This is a genomic window from Kribbella italica, from assembly GCF_014205135.1.
GTDB classification, from domain to species: Bacteria; Actinomycetota; Actinomycetes; order Propionibacteriales; family Kribbellaceae; genus Kribbella; species Kribbella italica.
The window spans coordinates 2471750-2493766 of record NZ_JACHMY010000001.1; the positions used below are offsets into that span (position 1 = coordinate 2471750).

The window sequence follows — 22017 nt, forward strand, 5'->3', positions numbered from 1 at the left end:
CCACAGGTCAGGTCACCTGCTACGTCGGAGCCGCTCCCACCCTCTCGACCTGACGGCAGTTATCCGCTCGACAACTGCCTCAACGCCGCCTGACTCTGCTCGTCCGCCGCGCGGTAAATCACGACCAGCTGCGCCGGATCCTGCACCGGCGCCAGCGTCTCGAAGTCCACCGCGACCGACCCGACCTCCGGGTGCCGCATCGTCTTGCGTCCACGGCCGTTGACCTTGACGTCCTGCCCGGCCCACAGCCGCGCGAGCTCCCCCTCACCGCCGGCCACTTCGTCGACGATGGCGGCCAACACCTCGTCCTCCGGATGCGCGGCCCACGCCGTCCGCAAGTAGGCGATCCCGTCCCGTACGACGCTGTCGCGGTCGACGTAGAAGTCACGCATTCCCGGATGCAGCAGGCACAACCAGATCGCGTTGCGCTGCGCGGGCGGCAACTGGTCGAAATCGAGCAGCAATCGCGCCATCTCGCCGTTCCAGCTCAGGATGTCGAAGCGGTGGTTCAGCACCATCGCGGGCAGCGGCGCCAGGTCAGCGATCAACTGGACGAGCGCCGGCGCCGCGGTCGTCGCCGGCTTGTCCACGCTGCGAGGGCGCTGCTGCGCGAGGTCGAAGAGGTACGCGCGCTCGTCGGGCGCCAGGCGCAGCGCCCCGGCCAGCGCCTCCACCACCTCCGCCGAGGGGTTCAACCCTCGAGCCTGCTCCAGCCGTACGACGTAGTCGATGCTCACTCCGGCCAGCTCGGCAACCTCTTCGCGGCGCAGTCCCGGGGTCCGCCGCCACTGCCGACGCGACGGCAGGCCGAAGTCGCTCGGGTCGAGGCGCTCGCGCCGGGTCCGGAGGAACGCGGCCAACTCCTGGGTCGTCTTCACACCCGTCCCCAACAGCCAGGGTAGGACTCGTGTTCCCAGGCACTGCTCTCCCTTATCCCCGGCTCGGGACGGACGCAGGCTGGTTCGCGACACCGAATCGCGAGCAAGGAGAACACGCATGTCGCTCACCCTCGACACCTACCGGCTGCTGGGCCGGTCCGGCCTGTGGGTCTCGCCACTGGCGCTGGGCACGGCCACCTTCGGCACCGAGTGGGGCTGGGGCGCCGAGAAGGCCGAAGCCCGCAAGCTGTTCGACACCTACGTCGAGCGCGGCGGAAACTTCATCGACACCGCCACCACGTACACCGACGGCAGCTCCGAGCGGCTGCTGGGCGAGTTCACCCGCGACAACCGCGAGGGCCTCGTCCTGGCCACGAAGTACTCGACCTTGCGCCGGCCCGGCGACCCGAACTCCGGCGGCTCGCACCGCAAGAGCATGTTCGCGTCGGTCGAAGCGAGCCTGAGGCAACTGAACACGGACTACCTCGATCTGCTCTACCTGCACGTCTGGGACTTCACGACGCCCGCCGACGAGATCCTCCGCGGCCTGGACGACCTCGTGCGCCAGGGCAAGGTCCTGTACGTCGCCATGTCCAACGCCCCCGCCTGGGAGATCTCCCACCTGCAGGCCATCGCCGACCTCCGCGGCTGGTCCCCGCTCGTCGGCCTGCAGATCGAGTACAACCTGATCAACCGGGCCGCCGAACGCGACCTGATCCCGATGGCCCGGGCCATGGGCTTGGGCGTGACGCCGTACTCACCACTGGCCGGCGGCCTGCTCACCGGCAAGTACACCCGCGCCGACCTGACCTCGGCCGGAACCGCCGAAAGCACCCGCAAGACCTTCAACGCCGGCGTGGGCCTGATCACCGAACGAAACCTGGCCATCGCCGACGCCGTCCAGCAGGTCGCCAGGGAACTGGGCCACACCCCCGCCCAGGTAGCCCTGGCCTGGACCCTCCAGAACCCGGCCGTCACCGCACCGATCATCGGCGCCCGCACCGTCGAGCAACTCGAAAGCAACCTGGAAGCCCTGGAGGTCGACCTCACCCCCACCCACCTGACCCACCTCGACGAGGCCGCCGGCATCGACCTCGGCTACCCCCACGATCTCCTCGCCGGCGACCACATCCGCACCGTCACCAAAGGCACCCTGAAAACCGAACCCCGGAGGCAGTGACCTCGCTCGGGAGGGTCAGCGACGACCCAAGCGGCGTTCGCCGACCGTGGTCGCGGTGTAGGGCAGGTCGTAGTGCGCGAAGACCTTGGGCTCCTCGGCCCCGGTGAGCTCGCCGTCGGGATCGATGGACGGCGCTTCGTGGACGAGCTTCTTCGGGTACCGCACCCGCACCGCGTTCGGAGTGACGGTCGCACCGTCGACCGGCACGAACACCAGCCGCTTCCCGAGCAGACCGACCTTCACCGTCACGAAGGCCGGCTCGTCGGTGGAGGTGTCGACGTAGACCGCCTCCAGCTCGCCGACCTTGTCACCGTCGGGATCGATGACCTTCTGGCCGCTCCAGTCACGCAAGTTCTCTGCAGGAAACATGGACGCCCGGTACCCAGCCGAGCAGCGCGTCAATCTGATGACTAGGCGACCGGTCCGGTGTAGCTCATCCAGAAGTCGATCGCCGTACGCCGTGGGCGTGGAGCCGGCGCGCTGGTGGCGCCGAACTCCATCACCTGGTCGGGTGCCTGGGCGACGGTCGGCCAGGCAGGGAGGCCGGGGGCGTTCGGGTTGCCGGTGCGGACGAAGTTGACCCAGTACGCGCTCATCTGGTCGCGCAGTCGGTAGTCGGCCTCGGTGTAGTCGGCGTCGCCGTCCTTGCCGAGGTTGTCGTAGGCATACATCACCTCAGCCCCGTGATAAGCGCCGAACTTGGTCAGACCCGCATCCGGTGGGGTGTGTGAGAAAAAGTAGAGGTACGCCGGCGCGGAGCCCGTCCGCGTCTGCAGGCGTGCCCAGCGGTACATCGCCCGGGTCATGATCTTGTCGGTCTCGGCCTGCAGCAGGGAATCGAGCACCTCCTCCTCGGTACGGCCGGGGTAGAGACTCAGGAACCGCTCGGCGTTGGCGCCGTGCGTCGAGCGCACCTGCGTCTGGTACTTGTCCACGTTCGCGTCCGGCGGGTCCGCGAGGGCCAGCGACGACTCGTCCGCGTTGCTCCCGGCAAGGATCGGCACGTCCAGCTGATCACCGGAGGCGTAGATCTCCACGGGCGACCGGTCGAGTACATGCCCGTCGACCGAGGGACGCCAGTGCGCCTTGAGCGGCTTGGCCGCGTCGACGATCCGGTCGACCGGCATCGCACGCATCTCCTCCACCGTGGCGCCGCCGAGATTCTCCGCCAGGCGCCGGCCCGCGGCCGTGGCCGTCTCCTTGGTGTCGGCCTGGTCGTCGCGTTCGGTGTCGCCGGTGGTGCCCATGCACGCCCCGCTGCCGCCGATGATCCCGTCGACGAGCCCTTCGGCGAGCGGGGTCGCGCCCAGGATGCAGACGCTCTCGCCCCCGGCGGACTCCCCCGCGACCGTCACCCGCTCCGGGTCGCCGCCGAACGCCGCGATGTTCTGCCGTATCCACCGCAGGGCGGCGATCTGGTCCAGGATCCCGTAGTTGCCCGAGGCACCTTCAGCCGACTCCGCGGCGAGCTCGGGATGGGAGAGGAACCCGAGGACCCCCAGCCGGTAGTTCAGGGTGACCGTGACGATCTCACCTCGAGAGGCGAGCGCCTCGCCGTCGTACAGAGGCAGGGCGCCGGAGCCGCCGGTGAAGCCACCGCCGGGGATGTAGACGAGCACCGGTCGCTTCGCCGCCGCGGGCTTCGTACCGCGCCAGATGTTCAGCGACAGACTGTCCTCGCCGGCCGGGTAGGAGTTGACGAACGTCTTCTCGAGCGGAATCTCGACGACCCGCGTGAGCGCCCGGATGAAGAAGTTCGACGACCCCTGAACCGGTACGTCGGAGAAGCGGTCGGCGACGAACACGTCCGGCCGGGGCGCGGGCGGCTTGGGCGGGCGCCAGCGCAGGTCGCCCACCGGCGGCTGCGCGTACGGAATGCCGGCGAAGATGTCGACGGTGCCGGCGTCGTTCGAGACTCCCTGCACCGGCCCTTCCCGAGTGGGAACGACCGCGGAAGGTCGCGGATCGTCACCTCCCGCGACACGACGCTGCGGCGACGGGTACGCGACGACAGCCACGGCGGCCACGAGCACGCCGGCCAGCAACCACGCGCCGGCCTTGAGCACAACAGGTCCCCGCAACCACCACCGTGCGGTCGCCCCGAGCACGATGAGCAACGCGGCCACGAGCGCCCAGCCCCACCACGGACTTCGGTTGAGCCAGGCAAGCACCACCGCGATCACCGTCACCGGAAGCAGCGGCCACCAGCGCCGGGCCACCTTCCCGAACGGGCGCCCCCGGCGCGGACCGGCTGTCGATTCCACCATGTGAGCACCGTACCCAACGGCGAGCGTCGATCAGCGCCTTTCGGCATGACTGACTGCGCAGACAACGCGTGACACCACGTCACTGGTTCGCCTGCCGCAACGACGACAGACTGAGGACTACGATCCTTCGACCCGTTGCACCACCCATCGTCGCGACGACGCGTGGGAGTCCATCCGAGGAGAGAAGCTCTGTGATGCGAAAAACGTTGCCCGCAGCAATCGTTGCCGTGGCGGTGGCCGCGACGGCCGGAGGAGTCTCGACGGCTTCGGTCTCGACGGCCTCCGTCGCGCAGACGGCCTCGCGCCCGGCCGTGCAGTGGGGACCGTGCCCGGCCGACGCCACCGGCCCCGGCCTGCAGTGCGCGACGCTCGACGTACCGCTCGACTACCGCCGTCCGGACGGGCAGAAGATCTCCGTCGCGTTCTCCCGCCTGGCGAGCGCCAAGCCGGAGCAGCGCCGCGGCGTCCTCCTGCTCAACCAGGGCGGCCCGGGCCTGGGCGGACTGAACTTCGCCGACACCCTGGTGAAGAGCGGACTGCCGCAGCAGGTGCGGGACAGCTACGACCTGATCGGGTTCGACCCGCGCGGCATCGGACACAGTACGCCGCTGACCTGCGACCTGACGCCCGAGCAGCAAGGGCCTGCCTCGAACCCGCCCGCCCCGAAGACGCTGGCGGACGTGAAGAAGTCGGCCGTGTTCGCGAAGACCGTCGCCGACCAGTGCGCCGCGTCGGCCACCGGCTCTCTGCTGCCGTACATCACCACGAAGAACACCGCGCGCGACATGGACCGGATCCGCGAGGCGCTCGGTGAACCGAAGCTCTCGTACTACGGCGCGTCGTACGGCACCTACCTGGGCGCCGTGTACGCGACGATGTTCCCGCACCGCAGCGACCGCGTCGTCCTCGACAGCAACCTCGGCCCGAACGGCTACGACAGCCACGCGCTGCGCCAGCAGGCGCTGGGCGTCCAGCTCCGGTTCCCCGACTTCGCGAAGCTCGTGTCGGCCGACCCGGACAAGTACGGCCTCGGCAAGACGCCGGCCGCGGTGACCGCGAAGTACTACGAGCTGGCGAAGCGCCTGGAGAAGACACCAGCCCTCGGGTACGACGGCACGTTGTTCCGCGTCATCACCGCGACGTACCTGCGCTCCGACCCGCTGATGCTCGAACTCGCCACTCTCTGGCGCCAGCTCGAGACAGCGCTCGACACCGGCAAGACCGCACCGGCCGTCACCGAGCGCGCCGCGGCGCCGGCCGGCGACAACTTCCAGGCCGGCTACTTCGGCGTGATCTGCGGCGACTCCCGGTGGCCGACCTCGGTGCACACCTACCAGGCCAATGTCGCGATCGACCGCATCCGCTACCCGCTGTACGGCGCCTTCGCGGCCAACATCCGCCCGTGCGCGTTCTGGCCGGACCCGATCGAGCCACAGGTCAAGATCTCCGACCGGGGCCCGGCCAACGTCCTGATGGTCCAGAACCTCCGCGACCCGGCGACCCCGATGCCGCTGGCGCTGAAGCTGCGCAAGGCGTTCGGTGACCGCGCCCGCCTGGTGACCATCGACCAGGGCGGCCACGGCGCCTACGTCTTCACCCCGAGCAAGTGCGGCAACAACACAGTGACCGACTTCCTCGTCACCGGCCGCCGGCCCGCGCACGACAAGTTCTGCCCGGCACCGCCGGCCTGAGGCCAGGCCCTCCGAGGCAGCCCGTAGTCCTTTCGGCCATCCGGAATGTCCGCTGGTGGGATGTTCCGGATGGCCGATCAGCGAAGACTGTCCTGGTTCCCAAATCCTCGGAGGAAGCATGAAACGCACCGCAGTTCCGTTGACCGTCGCGGTCGCCTCGCTGGCGGCCGCGTTGGTCCCAGGCGTGGCGCTGAGCGGCTCGGCCGCGACGCAGGCCCAGCCACCGGGCGGCATCAAGTGGGAGAAGTGCCCCGCGGAGATCTTCACCACACCGATTCCGGACGGGATGCAGTGCGGCACGCTGAAGGTGCCGCTGGACTACCGCAAGCCCGACGGCCGCACGATCGACCTCGCCGTCTCGCGGCTGCCGAGCAAGAAGCCCGAGGCGCGGCGCGGCATCCTGCTGACCAACCCCGGCGGCCCGTCCGCGGGACAGAGCTACCCCGCCTTTCTCGCCGGGAGCGGCCTGCCACAGAGCGTGCGCGACGCCTACGACGTGATCGGGTTCGACCCCCGCGGCATCGGCCGCAGTACACCGGTGACCTGCGACCTCACCCCTGCGCAGCAGACCGGCAACATCCCGCCGTACGCGCTGAACGCCGCCGACGTGACCAAGCGGGCGGCCGAGAGCAAGCAGATCGCCAAGCAGTGCGCGACGTCGAAGACCGCCTGGCTGCTGCCGCACCTCAGCCCGCCCAACGTCGCACGCGACATGGACCGGATCCGCGCCGCGCTGGGCGAGTCGAAGATCTCGTACGCCGGCGCCTCCTGGGGAACCCACCTGGGCGCGGTGTACACCATGCTGTTCCCGCAGCGCGGCGACCGGATCGTGCTCGACAGCGTCATGGGCCCGGGCGGCTGGGACTACCCGAGCAACCGCTTGTGGTCGCAGGGCGTCGAGGACACCTTCCCGGCGTTCGCGAAATTCGTCGCGGCCAACCACCGCGAGTACGGACTGGGCCGAACGCCGACGCAGGTCCGGGCCAAGTTCTTCGAGCTCACCAAGCGGCTGGAGAAGAAGCCGACCGGGACGCTGCACGGCCTCGACCAGGCCTCGTTCCGGCTGGCCAACTGGGGATTCCTCTACAACCCGATCCAGTACACGATCCTGGCCGGGATCTGGCAGGCGGTCGACAAGAACCAGCCGCTGCCACCGCTGCCCGGGGGCGGCGCAGCGACCGACGCGGACAACCTCATCTCCGGTCGCTACGCCATCATCTGCAACGACTCGCGCTGGCCGACGTCGGTCAAGACCTACCAGCGCAACGTCGCCGCCGACCGGATCCGGTACCCGCAGTTCGGCGCCGCCGGAGCCAACATCACGCCCTGCGCGTACTGGCCGAACCCGACCGAGCCGCAGGTTCAAATCACCGACCGTGGCCCGTCCAACGTGCTGCTCGTGCAAAACCTCCGCGATCCCTCCACACCGCTGGCCGGTGCCCAGGCGATGCGGAAGGCACTCGGCCAGCGCGCCACGATGGTGACCGCCGACCAGAGCGGCCACGGCGTCTACCCGAACGGTAAGAACCGCTGCGCGAACCACGCCGTGACGACCTTTCTGACCACCGGCGAGCGTCCGGCGCGCGACTACCACTGCACGGCCGACGCCGCACCCCGCTAGTCCGAAGCCGCAGGAAGGACGCTGACCCGGTGATGCTCAGCTCCAGGAAGTCACTGGGTCGCGGGCTGACAACCATCGAGGTCAGCGTCCTGGCCGGTCTCAAAGCGACACTCGCCCTGATCTTCCGGATAGGGGCGAGTTGTCACGGGCCGGTCCCCCGCGTCGACTGGCGCCTCTCGTGACGACTGGTGCCGATTCTGGCGACTGGTCCGATGTACCGCAGCAGTCATGGGGAACGGGAGCAGTCGGCCGAGCCTCCGAGTGCGCTTCCCACACCAGCCGACCGCGACCTCGACCTTGAGCACCGCCCAGCCGAACTTCCGGCGTGAACGTGACTGGCCGGTGCTCAAAGATGCCGTCCAGACAGGCAGAGCGCACTTCAAGCCCATGGAAGACCGCCGCCCGTAACCTCACGGAGATCGTCGTCTGGGCAGTGGACCTCGCCTTATGTCGTCGTGCCCGTGGCGGCAAGGTCCAGCGCATGCTTCGCCGCGGGCCGGACCAACGAGGCCGCGATCCCGACGTTTGCGCTAGGCGGGTGCTCCGGAGCGGTCGAAGGCTCCTGCCTTGCCGAAGGCGACCTCGGCGAAGCGTTCGCCCATGAACGCGTGGGTGGTGGTGTCCGGGTGCAGCGCGTCGGGGAGTGGGTGGGTCTGCGCGTCGGTCTCGCCGTACAGGGTGCGGCCGTCCAGGTAGTGGAGGTTGGGGTCGTCGGACCGGCGGTCGACGATCTCCTCGAGCGCTTGCCGGACGACCTGGAGTGTCAGGCGGCCGTTGGCGGTGTCCCCTTGCGTGCCTGAGGCAACGAACTTGACCGTGTCGGTGCCGAACGTGGCCGGGTCGACCGCACCCGGGCCGGGGGTGTCCTCGTGGATCGCGCAGAAGACCGGCGAGACCAGGAGCAGCGGGGTCGTCGGGTGACCGTCGCGGATGAGGTCGAGGAAGCCGTGCACAGCGGGGACGAAGCTGCGCAGCCGCATCGCGTCGAGATTCACGACGTTGATCCCGAACTTCGCGCTGATCAGGTCGGCCGGGGTGTCCCGCATGACGCGGGCCACGAACGGGTCCACCAGAGCGCTGCCGCCGAAGCCGAGGTTGTGCAGCCGGGCACCGGCGGTCCGCGCGGCGACGACCGGCCAGATGCGGGTGGGGCTGGTCGCGTTCGAGCCTTGGCTGATGGAACTGCCGTGGTGCAGCCACACGGGACCGAACTGCGGCGCCGGATGCACCGGAGCGTCGGAGTGCAAGGCGATCAGATCGACCTGCTCGTTGTGCGGAAGCCAGATCTCGAGCGTCTTCTCACCGGGGGGCAGGTCGGTGACGGCGACGTGGTCGGACGCGCCCTGGACGAAGGTACTCGCACCGGTCTGGAGGTCCAGCTCGATGAAGTCCCCGTGGATCAGGGTGTGCGAATCGAGCACCGTGCCGTCGACGACCACGTCGAGGGCGCCGCGGGCACGCTTCAGCCCGCGGTAGGCGACGCGGGTGGCGTGGACCTCGAGGGTGACGCTTCGAGCGGTCGTGACCACGGCGACCCGCACTCCCGAGGGCTGCGCTTCCATCAGCGCGAGCTGCTGGTCGGCGTACCGCTCGCGGACGAGTCGCGGGAGGCGGTGCGGACGCACCCCGCGGTCGGTCGACTCGAGCTCGGTCGCGCCGTGCAGGAGGTCCGCGGTCAGTGGTGTGGTGATCATGAGGTCTCTTTCTCGCGGAGTTCTCCGCGGTGGTGCCAGTGGGTCAGGACGAGGTGGAGGGCGTCGAGCAGCTCGGTCCACGACTGGTCGGCCGGCGGCGCGCTGTGCGCGAAGCTGCCGATGCGTTCGAGGTTGAGGAACCCGCCGAGCGCGCTGCCGACGATGCGGGTGGCGTGCGTGCGGTCGTCGCCGGCGATGCCGTAGCCGAGCAGGACCGCGTCGGTGACCCGCACGATCCGGCGGGCGGCCGGCGCGTTCACCGCGTCGCTCCCGGCCCGCCGCTGCAACGATTCCCACCGGCCGGGGTGCTCTTCCAGGTACGCCCGATGCGCGCCGGCGAACCCCACCAGGGCGTCGTACTGCGAGCGCCCGGCGATGGCGTCCGCGATCCGGTCGGTCAGCTCGCCGAGCGCCAGCGCCGTGATCCCGTCCCGGAGCGCCGCGAGATCGCGGACGTGCGCGTACAGGCTGGGCGTCTGCACGCTGAACGACCGGGCGATCGCCGCCAGGGTCACCGCGTCGAAGCCGGTCGCGTCAGCGAGATCGGCAGCGCGCGCGATCACCACCGCCGGACTGAGTTGGGCTCTCTCCACGACCCCAATCTAACACACCTAGGCATTTACCTAATGCCCATAGGTTCGTCGCCGGTGCTAGAAGATCTCCAAGCTGACCGGCGCGACGGGCCAGCCGAAAGCGGCGGTGGCCGCGGACAGAGCACCGGGAGTGTGTTCCACCACCCGCCCGGTGGCGGCGAACTCTGCCAACTGCCGCCCGCCCAGGTAGGCCGCGGAGAGCTCGGTCACCGACGCGGAGAGATCGGCCGTGGCATCGGTCCGTTCGCAGGTGGCGTGCTCGGTGTCGCCGGTCAACCGGAAGCGCCCGTTGTTGGCCTCGATGAGTTCGTCGGTCACCTCGATCACCACGTCCACCGCCGTGGCGTACCGCCGCTGGGCGAGCGCGCGCGGTACGTCGGTGAGCCGCACCCACAGCGACTCGCTCAGCCGGCGGTTGAGCGCGACCGGGTTGCTCACCAGCTGCAGCAGCGGTTCGTCCACGGCGGCGTTGCCGTAGTCCAGCTTGGCGGCCAGATCGAGCGTCAGCAGGTAATGCCACAACGCCCGGTACGCCGTCGGCGCGAGAGCGACCAGCTCCTCGACCGCCACCTCGTTGGCCGGACCGGTGGGTCCCCAATTCATCTTGCCGCGCCACAGCGCGTACCCGTCGACCGCACCGGCCGCATCGCGATGCACCAGGATCTGCCGCGCCATCCTCCCGCCTCGATGCTCCGGCTTGTCCTGAAGCTGCCCGCGCCAGACCTGCTCGGACCGGCCCGACACCCCCGGACGCCTCGCCTGGAACTCCCGCAGCAGACCACCCAGCTGAGCGGGTGCCTCCTCGGCCGACAACGCTTCGATCCGGCCCGCGTCGCCGTCCACGGGACGCGGCCGCACCCGGTGCAGGTCGACCTCGTACGACACGCCCCAGGCCGCAGGGGCGTAACCGAACCGGCCATAGATGCCGGACTCGCTCGCCCACAGGATCGCCAGCGCCTCCGGCACCTCGCGCAGCTGCCGACTCATCAGCGCGGACAGGATCCCCCGCCGCCGATGGGTGGCCCGGACGCCCACCGCAGTGACGTGCGCCGCGTCGACCACGGCTCCCGGCACCGACAGGTCACGGCTCATCGCCTTCGCCGTCCCGACGAAGTCGTCGCCGTCCACCGCCACCAGCGCCCGCTCGGGCTCGAACAGCTCCCGGTCCAGGTCGCTCGGAGAGCTCTCGAACATCATGGCCGTCGCGAACAGACCGATGAACCGGTCGTGCTCGTCCGCCGTCGCCGCCCGCAGTACGTACTCGGAGTCCACCATCACCGCATCGTCACACGCCCCTCCGACAATTCTCCACAGCTTTCTCCCGGGCGACTCCTACCGGGCGACGTTGAACCAGGCCCGCAGAGCACCGACCCGCCGCAAGACGAACTGGTCGAGCAGCAGGACAGCAACCAGGGTGATCCCGAACAGCGGCAGGAACAGCGCCAGCGCGACGACCAGCACCGCCAGCGCCGGGGTCGCACGCAGCGGAAGGCGGCCGCGGGGCGCACCGAGCGCCTTCGTCTTCGGGCGCCGGCGCCACCACATCAGCGGACCGCTGACGCACATGAACACCACGGCGAGGCAGAAGACCGTGGTCAGCCAGAAGTTCAGCGTGCCCAGGCGCCGCCCCTCGTGCAGAGCGATGCCCTGGGCAACGACCTTGGCCAGCACCGGGTAGTCGGCGTACCCGTACGTCGAGACCACGCGGCCGCCGTACTGGTCGACGTGCAGGGTGCGTTCCTTGCCGGGGTCGTTGAAGGCGTACCCGATCGCGGAGTACACGCCCTCGCTGTCGCCCGGCAGCGCGACCGTCATCGGGCGTTGCAGCCCGTTGCGCCGGCCCACCTCGACCGCGGTGTCGATGGTCGCGACCGAGCGGCGCCCGTCCTCGGGGTTCGACCGCGGCACCTCCGTCTTGCCGAGCCCCCACGGAACGGTGTGGCTGTGCGGGAGCGACTCGTCGAGCGTCGACGTCGGCTTCGACAACGCGCCCGGATCGGCGCCCCAGAACGACGTCCCGTGGCTGGTCGCGAACTCCTGCGTCTTGGCTCCCCAGAACCCGGTCCACGGCAGGCCGGACACGATCAGGAACAGCAACCCGACGCCGAGGATCGCCCCGGTCCGCCCGTGCCGAGAGCGCAGGACGGCGCCCGCCGCACCTGCGGCTCTCCGGCGCGCCCGCGCGACTCGCCCTCGGACGAACAAGTAGTAGCCGGTCAGCGCCATCACGATCGCCCAGCAGGCGGCGACCTCGATGACGAAGTCGCCCGCGCGGCCGGCCATCAGTTCCCCGTGCAGCAGGATCGCGCCGCCCGACAACGTCGTGTCCGGGTTCAGCGAGCCCAGAACCGTGCCCTCGTAGGGATCCACGAAGACGTCGCGCGGGCCCGCGGCGGTGTCGACCGAGAAGACCGTCGAACGGTCCGGCCCGGGCGGCTCGGTCATCGAGACCACGGTCGCGTCCGGCAGCGCCCGTCGTACGGCGTCGAGCTGCGCCGAGTACGGCTGGGCGACCAGGCCCGCCTGATGGTCGACCTTCATCAGGTCGGCGTGCAGGACCGGTTCGAGCTGGAAGCGGAACAGGTAGATCAGCCCGGTCGTGGCCAGGACCAGCAGGACCGGGATCACCAGGAAGCTCGCGTAGAAGTGCCATCGCCAGAAGGCCCGGAACAACCCGCTCCCCCGGCCGCGGGTGGCCGGGCCCGCGACCTGGTCCGGAGGGCTTTGTACTGCGCTCACGCCTCACTCCTTCTGTTCATCGTCCGCAGCAGGAGTCGGATCACGAGGCCGCTCAGTTCCCGCGAGTCGTTATGACCTGGGTCACACCGAGCGGCAGGTTCCGGTGCGCCGGGCTCTGGGGCCGCGCGCGGCGGGATGCGACGATGGTCCGGCCATGCAGCAGCAGTGGGGATTCCGAGCCGCCCGTACCGTGATGTTCACGGGCGTCTGTGTGCTGCTCGCCGTCCTCGGCCACGTCGTGATGTCCGCGGCGGCCGTCCCGTGGTGGGCGATCGTCCCGGCGTCCGCGTCGATCGCCGCCGCGGCCTGGATCCTGGCCGACCGGGAACGCTCGGTGCCGTTCGTCGTCGTGGGCACGATCGTCGCGCAGGCCGAGCTGCACACCGTGTTCACGCTCGCGCAGTCCCTGCAGCCGACCGCGATGCATCACCATCACATGGCCGGTCCGTCGTCGGTGGGGATGCTGGCCGCGCACCTGATCGCCGCACTCCTGTGCGGCCTCTGGCTCGCGTACGGCGAGAACGCGGCGTTCGCCGTACTGCGGACCATCGCCGACCGGATCCTGTTCCTGCTCCGCCCCTGGCGGAGCGCTCCGGCCTGGCCGCGTCTCCGGCCGGCTGTGTCAACGGCACCACCGCCCCGGCAGTACCTGCTCGCGGACGCCATCACCTCCAGAGGTCCACCGCGCGGAACCGCTGTCGCCTGACAGCACGCACCACCCGGGCACGACCTGCCCGGGTCCGAGCCATGCCGTTTCGGCAGGCCGCGTACTTCCGCCCGCCGGCGACGCGTCGCCGGATCCTGAACCCCAGAAGGACTTCTGCCATGACCTCTGTCCCGGTGGACCATCCACCCAACGACCTCTGCACCCATCTGGCGATCGCCGCGCGCAAAGGCGACCTGCTCGCCCTCGACCACTTCGTCCGGGCCCTCCAGCACGACGTACGCCGGTACGTCGCCCACCTCGCCGCCGATCCGCAGTCGGCCGACGACCTCACCCAGGAAACGTTCCTCCGCGCACTGACCAGCCTGCACCGGTTCGAGGGACGATCGTCGGCGCGGACCTGGCTGCTGGCCATCGCCCGCCGTACCGTCGTGGACGACCTGCGTCGTCGTGCGTCGCGACCACGGATCGCCGACCGGGACTGGCAGCTCGCCGCCGACCAGAGCCAGCCGCGCGATCTCCCCGGCTTCGACGACGGCATCGCGCTCGCTGAGCTCCTCGACCAACTCCCCCGCGACCGCCGCGAGGTCTTCGTCCTGACGCAGCTGGCCGGTGTCCCCTACGCCGAGGCGGCCGCCCACCTGGGCTGCCCGATCGGCACGATCCGCTCCCGCGTGGCCCGCGCCCGCACCACGCTGGCCGACCTGATGGTTGCCTGACCCATCGATGATCCGTACGGCGTATCACCCGGTACGCCGTACGGACGTGGTCCTGGGTGACACGATGTGGGCATGCAGCTGTTCTCGGGGCCGGTGGACGACGCGGCGACGGACCTGGCCGTGGCCACGGCGCTGGTGCGGCGGGCGTCTCGTGGTGAGGTGACCGACGCGATCCGGATCTGCCGGCCGGCCGAGCCCGTGCTGGTCTTCGGGCGCCGGGACACGCGTCATCCCGGGTTCCGGGCCGCCGTACAGGCTGGGTGTGACTCCGGGTTCCAGCCTCTGATCCGCGCCGTCGGTGGGCGACCGGTCGCCTACACCTCCGAAGCCGTGGTCGTCGACCACGTCCGCCACGACCTGCGGGCGACCGCGGACCACCAACGCCGCTTCGGCACCTTCGGCGACCAGTACGCCGGCGTACTGCGAGACCTCGGCGTCGACGCCCGCGTCGGCGAGGTCCCCGGCGAGTACTGCCCGGGCGCCCAAAGCATCAACGCGCGCGGTGCCGTCAAACTCGTCGGCACCGCCCAACGCGTCGTTCAGCACGCCTGGCTCTTCAGCACCCTCACCGTCGTCGGCGACGACGACCGGATCCGCTCACTCCTGACCGAGGTCTACGCCCACCTGGAGCTCCCCCTCGATCCCACGACCGTTGGCTCGCTGACCACCGAACGCCCGGACCTGACAGCGGCGGCCGTCGAGCAACACTTCCACGCTGCCTTCGCCGCCGGTACGACGCCGTCCGCCCTGGACCGGCCCACTCTCGAACTGGCCGCCACGTACGCGCCCGACCATCGCGTCTGAGGCGGCCGCCGTACTACTGGCGACGGCGGGCGAGGTGAGCGGTGATCTGACCGTTCAGCTCCACGGTCTCGGGCAGGACTTCGAGGATTCGGCGGAAGGCCTGGTCCCGGTCGGCGGGCGGAAGCATCACGTACGCCGAGAGCGTCGAGAGGTGTCCGACGTACTCGTGGGCGCTCACCGTCAGGCGGCGTTCGATCCCCGCCTGCCGGACCTCGGTGAACCACTCGGACTGCTGAAGCTCCGTGCCGGGCCATTCCATCGGGCGGTCCTCGGCGGGCGTCTCGTCGGGCGACGGGACGCCGTCCGTCTCCAGGTACGGCGCTCGGGCCGCCCGCGCGGCCTCCTTGAGGTCGGGGTCGGCCAGCGCGATCGGCACAGCGAACGAGGCGAACACGCCACCCGGCCGGACGAGCGCGGCCATGCGAGCCCACCGGCCGTCAGGCTTGGTCCAGTGCAGCGCGGCAGCCGAGTACACCAGGTCGTACGCCGTATCCGCCGGCAGATCCTCGAAGGCGGCTTGCACGGCGGTCACGTTCGCCGGTACGTGCTTGCGCAGCTCCGCGAGCATGGCCGCGTCCGGCTCGGTCGCCGTGACCGCGATCCCTGGCCGCGCGAACACGCGCGTCGCCTTGCCCGTCCCGGCGCCGAACTCGAGGGCGGTCCGGATCGGACCACCGGCGTACGCCGTCACCAGCTCCAGGAGCTCCGCCGGGTACCCCGGCCGGAACCGTTCGTACGCCTCCGCCACCACACCAAAGCTCAACGCCCGCGCAACCATCCCGCCATCCTGGCACCTTCCCTGCCCTCCGCGCTCCTCCTTTTCACCCGCCCGACTCAGTCCGACCGCGGCCGGTGCGCGGTGCGATAGGCCCGCGGGGTCATCCGTTTCAGCTCGTGGAAGCGGCGGTTGAAGTTCGACAGGTTCGCGTAGCCACTGCGCGATGCAACCTCGGTGATCGGCAGTTCGGTCGACGTCAGCAGCCGGCACGCCGTCTCCACCCGCAGCCGGTTGAGGTACTCCGTCAGAGTCAGGCCCATGGCGCGACGGAAGAAGCGGCTGAACGACGTCGGCGCCATGTGGACCACCGCCGCGATCTCCGCCAGGTCGAGCCGGCGCGTGTGCTCCTGCCGCAGATACCCGCAGACCTTGTCGATCCGGTCGCGCAGCGCCGTGTCGGGGGCAGCCGTGTAGCCGGGGCCACTGATCTCCACACCTTCCCCGGAGCACGCCAGCAGGCGAAGAGCCTCCAGCGCACGAATCGTCTGGGCTGCGGGTGAATCGAGCGCCGGCAGCTCGCGAAGAATCTCCAGCACCGCCTCAGGAGCCCCGCTGAACAACACCCCGCGCGAGGACGAGGCCAGCAGTACGGCGAGCTCGTGAAACTGCGGCAGTCCGAAGAACCCCGGCCCGAGGAAGTCCTCCCGGAACTGCGCGACGACGGCCTCGGCCGGACCGTCCTGGTCCGGCTCGGACGCGAAGGTGTGCGGCAGATCCGGTCCGAGCAGGACGAGGTCGCCCGGCCGGTACGGCTGCACGTCGGTACCCACGTAGCGCGTGCCGATCCCGCTCGTGATCAGGGTCAGCTCGTACTCCTGGTGAAAGTGCCAGGAGAAGCCGAAGGCGGCCTCGCGGCGTACGAAGCACCGGAACGTCGTACCGTCGAGCAGGCCCGGCGACTCGTGCCGTGGTTTCACGGCGTTACCCTACAGGGACATCTGAGTACCAGTTCTGGGCAACGATCGCGTGGTGACCGATCGCCGGAGGTGGAAGGGTTGGGGCGTAGCCGCCACCTCTGTTCAAGGAGCGAAGCCGTATGAGCGCCCTCGCCGCGAGCGTCACCTCAGAACTCGACCGGACCTACCCGCTGTCCGCCACCGCGACCGCCGACTTCGCGCACGACGGCTTCGCCCACCTGTCGAACGTGCTGTCCCCGGAGGCCATCGCGCACTTCGAGCCGACGGTCACCAGCGAGGTCATCCGCCTGAACACCCAGCACCTCCCGCTCGAGGAACGCGGTACCTACGGCAAGGCGTTCCTTCAGGTGCCCAACCTCTGGGAGCACAACGAGACTGTCCGCGACCTGGTGTTCTCCAAGCGGCTCGCCGGCATCGCCGCAGGGTTGCTGGGAGTCCACGCGGTCCGCCTGTACCACGACCAGGCGCTCTACAAGGAGCCCAGCGGCGGCATCACCCCCTGGCACGCGGACCAGTACTACTGGCCGCTGTCCAGCGACCGGGTCTGCACGATCTGGCTCCCGTTACAGGAGACACCGTTGGAGATGGGCCCGCTCGCCTTCGCGCGCGGCAGTCACAACTTCTCCTCCGGCCGCGAACTCCCGATCAGCGACGAGTCGGAGGCCGCGCTCGACCGTGCCGTCGCCGAGCAGCGGTTCGAGCACGTCGTCGAGCCCTTCGCCCTGGGCGACGCCAGCTTCCACCGCGGCTGGACGTTCCACCACGCCGGCCCGAACCACAGCACTCTCCCGCGCCGGGTGATGACCGTCATCTACCTGGACGCCGACATCCGCATCACCGACCCCACCAACGACAACCAGACCAGTGACCTCGGATGGATGCCCGGGGCCACCATCGGCCAGGTCCCGGACACCCCGCGCAACCCCGTCCTGTACGACGCCCGCAGGGCGGCCGGCAGCGCATGACGCCCTCACCGATCGTCTCGATCCCGCGGAGCTGGCGGTCCTTGTCGTGAACGCGGTGTCGCCGTTGATCAGTTTGTCCTCGACCGTGTCGACCAGCGACAACTCGCCGCCTCCCGGACTGTTACCTGAAGCCTGAATCCGTGGATCCCGTGGACCTGCCTGCGCCGCCCCGTTCCTCTTGACGGCACTTTGTGCACAGGCCAGTCATGAGAACGCCGTTTTCGTGACTGAGCGGTGCCCAAAGTCGAGATCGCGGCTCGGCCCGGGCCCTGGCCCCGGTGCGAGGGGCGGAAGCTGCGGTGTTCAAGGAGGTGGGGACCTTGCCGCGGCCAGGGGTGAGGACGGTGGGCCCGGTACCGCTGTTCGCGGCTTGTCCAGCCCGAGGACTGACGCCTTGTACGACGACTGACGCCAATTGCGACGACTGATCCGATGTATCGCGGCAGTCATGCGGAACCGCGGCAGTCGACCGAAGGCTTGGTCACCGGTCACCGGTCACCGGTCGGCGGTCGGCGGTCGCCGGTCGGCGGTCGGCGGTCGCCGGTCGGCGGTCGGCGGTCGCACCGGCACGACGACTGTTTGAAGTGCGCGGGGTTCGGTACCGGGAGTTGGTCGATCCGGGTACGGTCGTCTCACGCGGACTCTTGCTGCCCAGACCTCGGCGGCTCTGCGTGGAGTGCCTGCGAAGGGGGCAGCTATTTCTCGAACGCGCAACCCCCGGCACCGTCGTTCGCGGCGTCCGGTAGCAGTTGCATCCCGTCCCGCGGCTCGCGGGACACTCCTGGACGCCGCGGGCACCGGCGACGCCACCGCGGTCGGTCAAATCTGTGACCACCACGGCGGCGCGCTGTTCGGTCTGGCGCACGCGATCGTCGGCGACCCGGGCCAGGCGGAGACGGTTGTGGTCGACGTCATCGTCCGGGCTTGCGTCGAGACCGGTGTGGCTACGTCTGCCGGGGACGGCAGCCTTCGACGGGAACTCGCCCGGCTGACCTACCTTCGCGCCTCTCACTCGCAGGCTCCAGCGGATTCACCCGATCCCGGGTCGGGCCGGGAGCCCCGCACCGAGGTCCCGGACCTTCCCCGTCGGCAGCGAACAGCCGTGGCGCTGGTGCAGTTCGGCGATCACACGGTCAACGACGTCGCCGACCTCCTCGGTCTGTCGGTACCGGCCGCAGCGGTTCTGCTGGCCTCAGGACTGCGGCACCAGGCAGCAACTCCCTGACCGGCGCGCTAGGCGCGCTACCACCGGAATCGCACCTCGGCAGGCCCGGTGAACGCGCGACGCCAGGACCGCACCATCCCGGCCAGCGAGTGAGCACGGCGCGATCTGCACTACCGAAGTGACTCAGCAGGTACGGCTGGTTGCCTGGTCGGAAACTAGGCGCTAAGGTTTCCGCTATGGAAACTGGATCGCAAGGCCGGCCGCAACCGCGTGATGCCCGAGAGCAGCTCGAACAGCTCGGCAAGGACGAGGAGGCTGTCCGTTATCCGCCGTTGCCACGGTGGTTCTTCGGCGTGACGACCACGGCAACGGCCGCCCTTTATCTTGCCCAGCTGCTGTCTCCGTCCGATGCCAGGAACGCGACGTTCGCCCTGGGCGTCGTGGTGGCCGTCATCGCCGCGTTCCACTGGCTCAACCGTCCCGGGGTCAGCTGGGCGTCGATGAAGTTCCGCGACATGGTGCCCTTCGTCGCCTCCCTGGGCGTGATCTTCGTTGTCTGCACGGTGATCTCAGAGACCACCTCGCTGTCCTGGGTGTGGATCGTGGGAGCTGCCGTCGCGGCCGGCATGGTCTGGCGTAACGGTCGCGCCTACCGCAAGGAATTCGGCGATGCCTGAACGGATCGCCGCCTTCGACGAGGTGATCCACGCACCGCAACGCCTCCGGATCTGCGCGATGCTCAGCGCGGCACACCAGCTGGAGTTCGGCTTCCTGCAAGAACGTCTCGACCTGTCCAAGTCCGCGCTCAGCAAGCACCTGACCCACCTCACCAGCGCCGGCTACATCCGTCAGGAGCGGACCCTGCGCGATTCACGGAACCGGTTGTGGCTGTCCCTGACCACGGTGGGCCGCACGGCCTACGACGGCCACATCGAAGCCCTCCAGGCAATCGTGGCCGGAGGCAACGAAGAGGCTACCTAGGGGCCGGGGCCTTGAAGGTGAACCGGTTCCTTGGCCGCCAGCCTTCCAGCCCGGTCGTGCCGTCGCGCTGGAAGCCCGGCCGATCAGGAACGAACCGTCATCGCTTCCACTGTCTCGGCGACGTGGTCGCGGAATCGCAGTCGCCGCGGCGCCCACCCGAGCTCCTCACGGATCCGGGTGCCGCGGATCCGGAACGACGTGGTGAGGCTCGCGACGAGAGTGCCGCCGATCAGCAGACCGATCAGCCGAGGCGACACCGTGCCGACCCGCTTGCCGCCCATGGCGTCGGTGACGAGGTCGGTGAGCTCGCGCAGCCGCAGCGGCTCGTCGTCGACGACGGCGTAGGCCGTTCCTGGCCGCGCGCGCTCGAGCGCCGCCACGAAGGCGTCGGCGAGATCGTCGACGTGAATGCAGCTCCACCAGTTCTGACCACCGCCGATACAGCGCAACCGGCCCTTCTCCGCCTGCTCGACGAACGCCGACGCGAACAGCCCGCCCGGCCCGTAGACGAAGCCCGGCGAGAGCCGTACCACGTCAAGGCCGTCGTCGCGGTGACGTCGTTCGAGTTCGGCGGCCATCCGGGCATGCCCAACTCCCAGCGGGGACGGCGTGAGCGGCGTCGACTCGTCGATCCACTCCTCGCCGTGGTCGCCCCAGTCGAAGCAGCCGCCGGTGTAGACCAGACGCCGTCCGTGCTCGGCGCAGGCGTCGGCCAGCGCTCGGGTCATCACGGCGTCGGCGTCGAACAGCTCGTCCGCGCGGCGCCGGTTGAGCCGGCCGGGCACGGCCAGCATGGCGGCATGCACGACGGCGTCGACCTCATGCACCACCGGCACATACGTCGCCGGTTCGCGCATGTCCCCCTGCCGCAGGATCGCGCCGGTCGCGGCCACCGCCGAAGCCCGGGCGGGGTCGCGCACCAGGCCGATCACGTCGTGGTCGGCGGCGCGCAGCCGACGCACCACCGCCGAACCCACGAACCCCGTCGCTCCGGTCACCAGGACACGCATGATGATCTCCTCAGTAGATCAAATTTCGTCAGCACTGCTGACAATAGCCTAGGAGGCCACCGTGACCGATCTTCCCGAGGCGCTGGCCGACCGCACAGCCTTTCTGCTGCGACTCGCCCTCAACCGCGCCGAGGCGATGGGCGAGCAAGCGATCGAGCCGCTGGGACTGACCGGTCGCCAGTACGGCGTCCTCGCGATGCTGCAGAACGGCCCGGCGACCACTCAGCGCCAGCTCGGCCTCACCCTCGGCTTCGACCGCACGACCACGATGAAACTGATGGCCGGCCTCCAGGCCCGCGGACTGGTCGACCGCGTCGCCGATCCGACCGACCGTCGCTCCTACCGCCTGAGCCTGACCGAGGACGGCGAGCGACTGCGCGCCCGCACAGCCAAGATACTGACGACCTGCGACGAAGAGTTCACCCAGCGGCTCTCGCCCACCGAACTCGAGCAACTGCGAACCCTCCTGCGCCGACTCATCTGACCCCGCGCGGTCCGGCGCGGTGATCGGCAGGACCGTCGACGCCGCCGCGTGGCAGGCATCGCCGACCGCAACGGGTGCGTGGACAAGTTTCCCCGGAGTGCATCCGGCGAGGCCCGCCGGGCGGAAGAGGCGGTGAGAGCGGTGGCATCGGCGCCGCCGTCCTGGCCGAAAGGTTGTCCCCATGCGCAAGATCTCACGACGGCTCACCGCCGGAGCTGCCGCGTTCGGAGTACTCCTCACCAGCGCCGTCGTCACCACGACCCAGGCCGAAGCGACGCACAAGCCCGGAACTCGCAGCCTGGCCACCGTGCTGGCCTCCGACGGTGACACCTTCGACCGCAACTGGAACGACTACGACGTCCTGACCCAAGCGGTCGGTGCGGTCCTCGCGGCCAAGCCGAACAGCCCGGTCAAGGTCCTGGCCGACGGCAAGGTCGCGCTCACCGCGTTCCTGCCCAGCGACCGGGCCTTCCAGCTGCTCGCCAAGGACCTCACCGGCAAGTGGTACAAGTCGGAGAGCCAGCTGTTCTCCGGTCTGGCCGGTCTGCTCGGCGTCGACACCATCGAGGCCGTCCTGCTCTACCACGTCGTCCCCGGCGCCACGATCGACAGCCGCACGGCGCTCAAGTCCGATGGTGCGAAGCTGACCACGGCACTGCCCGGCGGGACCCTCAAGGTCGACGTCCTCAGCAAGCGCTTCCGTCTGATCCGGCTGATCGATGCCGACCGCAACGACGCCGACCCGCTGCTCAATCCGTGGGCCCTGGACATCAACAAGGGCAACAAGCAGATCGCCCACGGCATCTGGCTGGTCCTGCGCCCCCTGGACATCTGACCGCGATCAGATAGGCGGAGCGTTGGGTGGGT

22 protein-coding genes are annotated in these 22017 nt (G+C 69.8%); 12 read left to right on the forward strand and 10 right to left on the reverse strand.

Going from position 1 to position 22017, the window contains the following annotated elements; translation table 11 throughout:
• Nucleotides 1-59: 59 nt before the first annotated feature.
• Entirely contained in the window at nucleotides 60-878 is an 819-nt protein-coding gene (locus HDA39_RS11550; RefSeq protein ID WP_202892957.1) for an MmyB family transcriptional regulator, read from the reverse strand.
• A 118-nt stretch (nucleotides 879-996) separates the two neighbouring features.
• Between HDA39_RS11550 and HDA39_RS11555 the strand changes: the two genes are divergently transcribed.
• Nucleotides 997-2058 (forward strand): aldo/keto reductase, encoded by a 1062-nt coding sequence (locus tag HDA39_RS11555; protein ID WP_184795221.1) that lies wholly within the window; start codon nucleotides 997-999, stop codon nucleotides 2056-2058.
• Nucleotides 2059-2073: 15 nt separating this feature from the next.
• Here the strand turns inward: HDA39_RS11555 and HDA39_RS11560 are convergent, their stop codons facing one another.
• Together HDA39_RS11560 and HDA39_RS11565 are read right to left on the reverse strand one after the other, a co-directional pair.
• Nucleotides 2074-2427, reverse strand: a complete 354-nt coding sequence (locus HDA39_RS11560) for a PRC-barrel domain-containing protein (protein ID WP_184795222.1) — start codon at nucleotides 2425-2427, stop codon at nucleotides 2074-2076.
• A gap of 41 nt (nucleotides 2428-2468) precedes the next feature.
• Nucleotides 2469-4325, reverse strand: a complete 1857-nt coding sequence (locus HDA39_RS11565) for a carboxylesterase/lipase family protein (protein ID WP_184795223.1) — start codon at nucleotides 4323-4325, stop codon at nucleotides 2469-2471.
• 194 nt (nucleotides 4326-4519) lie between these two features.
• On the opposite strand from HDA39_RS11565, the gene HDA39_RS11570 reads away from it, so the two are divergent.
• Both HDA39_RS11570 and HDA39_RS11575 read left to right on the forward strand, forming a co-directional pair.
• Nucleotides 4520-6016, forward strand: a complete 1497-nt coding sequence (locus HDA39_RS11570) for an alpha/beta hydrolase (protein ID WP_184795224.1) — start codon at nucleotides 4520-4522, stop codon at nucleotides 6014-6016.
• A 118-nt stretch (nucleotides 6017-6134) separates the two neighbouring features.
• On the forward strand, nucleotides 6135-7637 hold the full coding sequence (locus HDA39_RS11575) for an alpha/beta hydrolase (protein ID WP_184795225.1): 1503 nt from the start codon (nucleotides 6135-6137) through the stop codon (nucleotides 7635-7637).
• A 530-nt stretch (nucleotides 7638-8167) separates the two neighbouring features.
• Here HDA39_RS11575 and HDA39_RS11580 read toward each other — a convergent pair.
• The 4 genes from HDA39_RS11580 to HDA39_RS11595 are packed head-to-tail and all read right to left on the reverse strand — an operon-like array spanning nucleotide 8168 to nucleotide 12663.
• Nucleotides 8168-9331 carry an SGNH/GDSL hydrolase family protein gene (locus HDA39_RS11580; protein ID WP_184795226.1) on the reverse strand — a complete coding sequence of 388 codons (1164 nt, stop codon included), beginning with the start codon at nucleotides 9329-9331 and terminating at the stop codon, nucleotides 8168-8170.
• Nucleotides 9328-9924, reverse strand: a complete 597-nt coding sequence (locus HDA39_RS43675) for a WHG domain-containing protein (protein ID WP_184795227.1) — start codon at nucleotides 9922-9924, stop codon at nucleotides 9328-9330. Before HDA39_RS43675 ends, HDA39_RS11580 begins: the two co-directional genes overlap by 4 nt.
• A 57-nt stretch (nucleotides 9925-9981) precedes the next feature.
• On the reverse strand, nucleotides 9982-11199 hold the full coding sequence (locus HDA39_RS11590; RefSeq protein WP_184795228.1) for a GNAT family N-acetyltransferase: 1218 nt from the start codon (nucleotides 11197-11199) through the stop codon (nucleotides 9982-9984).
• A gap of 57 nt (nucleotides 11200-11256) precedes the next feature.
• Entirely contained in the window at nucleotides 11257-12663 is a 1407-nt protein-coding gene (locus HDA39_RS11595; RefSeq protein WP_184795229.1) for a PepSY domain-containing protein, read from the reverse strand.
• Between the two features lie 154 nt (nucleotides 12664-12817).
• Here HDA39_RS11595 and HDA39_RS11600 point away from each other — a divergent pair, with 154 nt between their 5' ends.
• The 3 genes from HDA39_RS11600 (at nucleotide 12818) to HDA39_RS11610 (ending at nucleotide 14850) form a co-directional block, all read left to right on the forward strand.
• Nucleotides 12818-13369: a hypothetical protein gene (locus HDA39_RS11600; protein WP_202892958.1), complete on the forward strand. Its 552-nt coding sequence runs from the start codon at nucleotides 12818-12820 to the stop codon at nucleotides 13367-13369.
• Nucleotides 13370-13488: 119 nt separating this feature from the next.
• The gene (locus HDA39_RS11605; RefSeq protein WP_184795230.1) at nucleotides 13489-14046 is read left to right on the forward strand and encodes a sigma-70 family RNA polymerase sigma factor; all 558 of its coding nucleotides are present in this window, start codon (nucleotides 13489-13491) and stop codon (nucleotides 14044-14046) included.
• A 72-nt stretch (nucleotides 14047-14118) separates the two neighbouring features.
• Complete coding sequence (locus tag HDA39_RS11610) at nucleotides 14119-14850, forward strand: lipoate--protein ligase family protein (RefSeq protein ID WP_184795231.1); 732 nt, start codon at nucleotides 14119-14121, stop codon at nucleotides 14848-14850.
• A gap of 13 nt (nucleotides 14851-14863) precedes the next feature.
• Here HDA39_RS11610 and HDA39_RS11615 read toward each other — a convergent pair whose 3' ends face one another.
• The gene (locus HDA39_RS11615) at nucleotides 14864-15628 is read right to left on the reverse strand and encodes a class I SAM-dependent methyltransferase (RefSeq protein WP_184795232.1); all 765 of its coding nucleotides are present in this window, start codon (nucleotides 15626-15628) and stop codon (nucleotides 14864-14866) included.
• Between the two features lie 56 nt (nucleotides 15629-15684).
• Nucleotides 15685-16545: a helix-turn-helix domain-containing protein gene (locus tag HDA39_RS11620; protein ID WP_184795233.1), complete on the reverse strand. Its 861-nt coding sequence runs from the start codon at nucleotides 16543-16545 to the stop codon at nucleotides 15685-15687.
• Between the two features lie 119 nt (nucleotides 16546-16664).
• Here HDA39_RS11620 and HDA39_RS11625 point away from each other — a divergent pair, with 119 nt between their 5' ends.
• The 4 genes from HDA39_RS11625 (at nucleotide 16665) to HDA39_RS11635 (ending at nucleotide 19656) form a co-directional block, all read left to right on the forward strand.
• Entirely contained in the window at nucleotides 16665-17510 is an 846-nt protein-coding gene (locus HDA39_RS11625) for a phytanoyl-CoA dioxygenase family protein (protein WP_184795234.1), read from the forward strand.
• Between the two features lie 1102 nt (nucleotides 17511-18612).
• Nucleotides 18613-18735, forward strand: a complete 123-nt coding sequence (locus HDA39_RS43170; protein ID WP_273481723.1) for a hypothetical protein — start codon at nucleotides 18613-18615, stop codon at nucleotides 18733-18735.
• A 176-nt stretch (nucleotides 18736-18911) separates the two neighbouring features.
• Nucleotides 18912-19352, forward strand: coding sequence for a hypothetical protein (locus tag HDA39_RS11630; protein ID WP_184795235.1), 441 nt, complete (start codon nucleotides 18912-18914; stop codon nucleotides 19350-19352).
• The gene (locus HDA39_RS11635; protein ID WP_184795236.1) at nucleotides 19345-19656 is read left to right on the forward strand and encodes a transcriptional regulator; all 312 of its coding nucleotides are present in this window, start codon (nucleotides 19345-19347) and stop codon (nucleotides 19654-19656) included. Before HDA39_RS11630 ends, HDA39_RS11635 begins: the two co-directional genes overlap by 8 nt.
• Before the next feature lie 83 nt (nucleotides 19657-19739).
• Here HDA39_RS11635 and HDA39_RS11640 read toward each other — a convergent pair whose 3' ends face one another.
• Complete coding sequence (locus HDA39_RS11640; protein ID WP_184795237.1) at nucleotides 19740-20666, reverse strand: NAD-dependent epimerase/dehydratase family protein; 927 nt, start codon at nucleotides 20664-20666, stop codon at nucleotides 19740-19742.
• Nucleotides 20667-20727: 61 nt separating this feature from the next.
• On the opposite strand from HDA39_RS11640, the gene HDA39_RS11645 reads away from it, so the two are divergent.
• Nucleotides 20728-21150, forward strand: a complete 423-nt coding sequence (locus HDA39_RS11645) for a MarR family transcriptional regulator (RefSeq protein ID WP_184795238.1) — start codon at nucleotides 20728-20730, stop codon at nucleotides 21148-21150.
• Between the two features lie 181 nt (nucleotides 21151-21331).
• Nucleotides 21332-21985 (forward strand): fasciclin domain-containing protein, encoded by a 654-nt coding sequence (locus HDA39_RS11650; protein WP_184795239.1) that lies wholly within the window; start codon nucleotides 21332-21334, stop codon nucleotides 21983-21985.
• Nucleotides 21986-22017 lie beyond the last annotated feature (32 nt).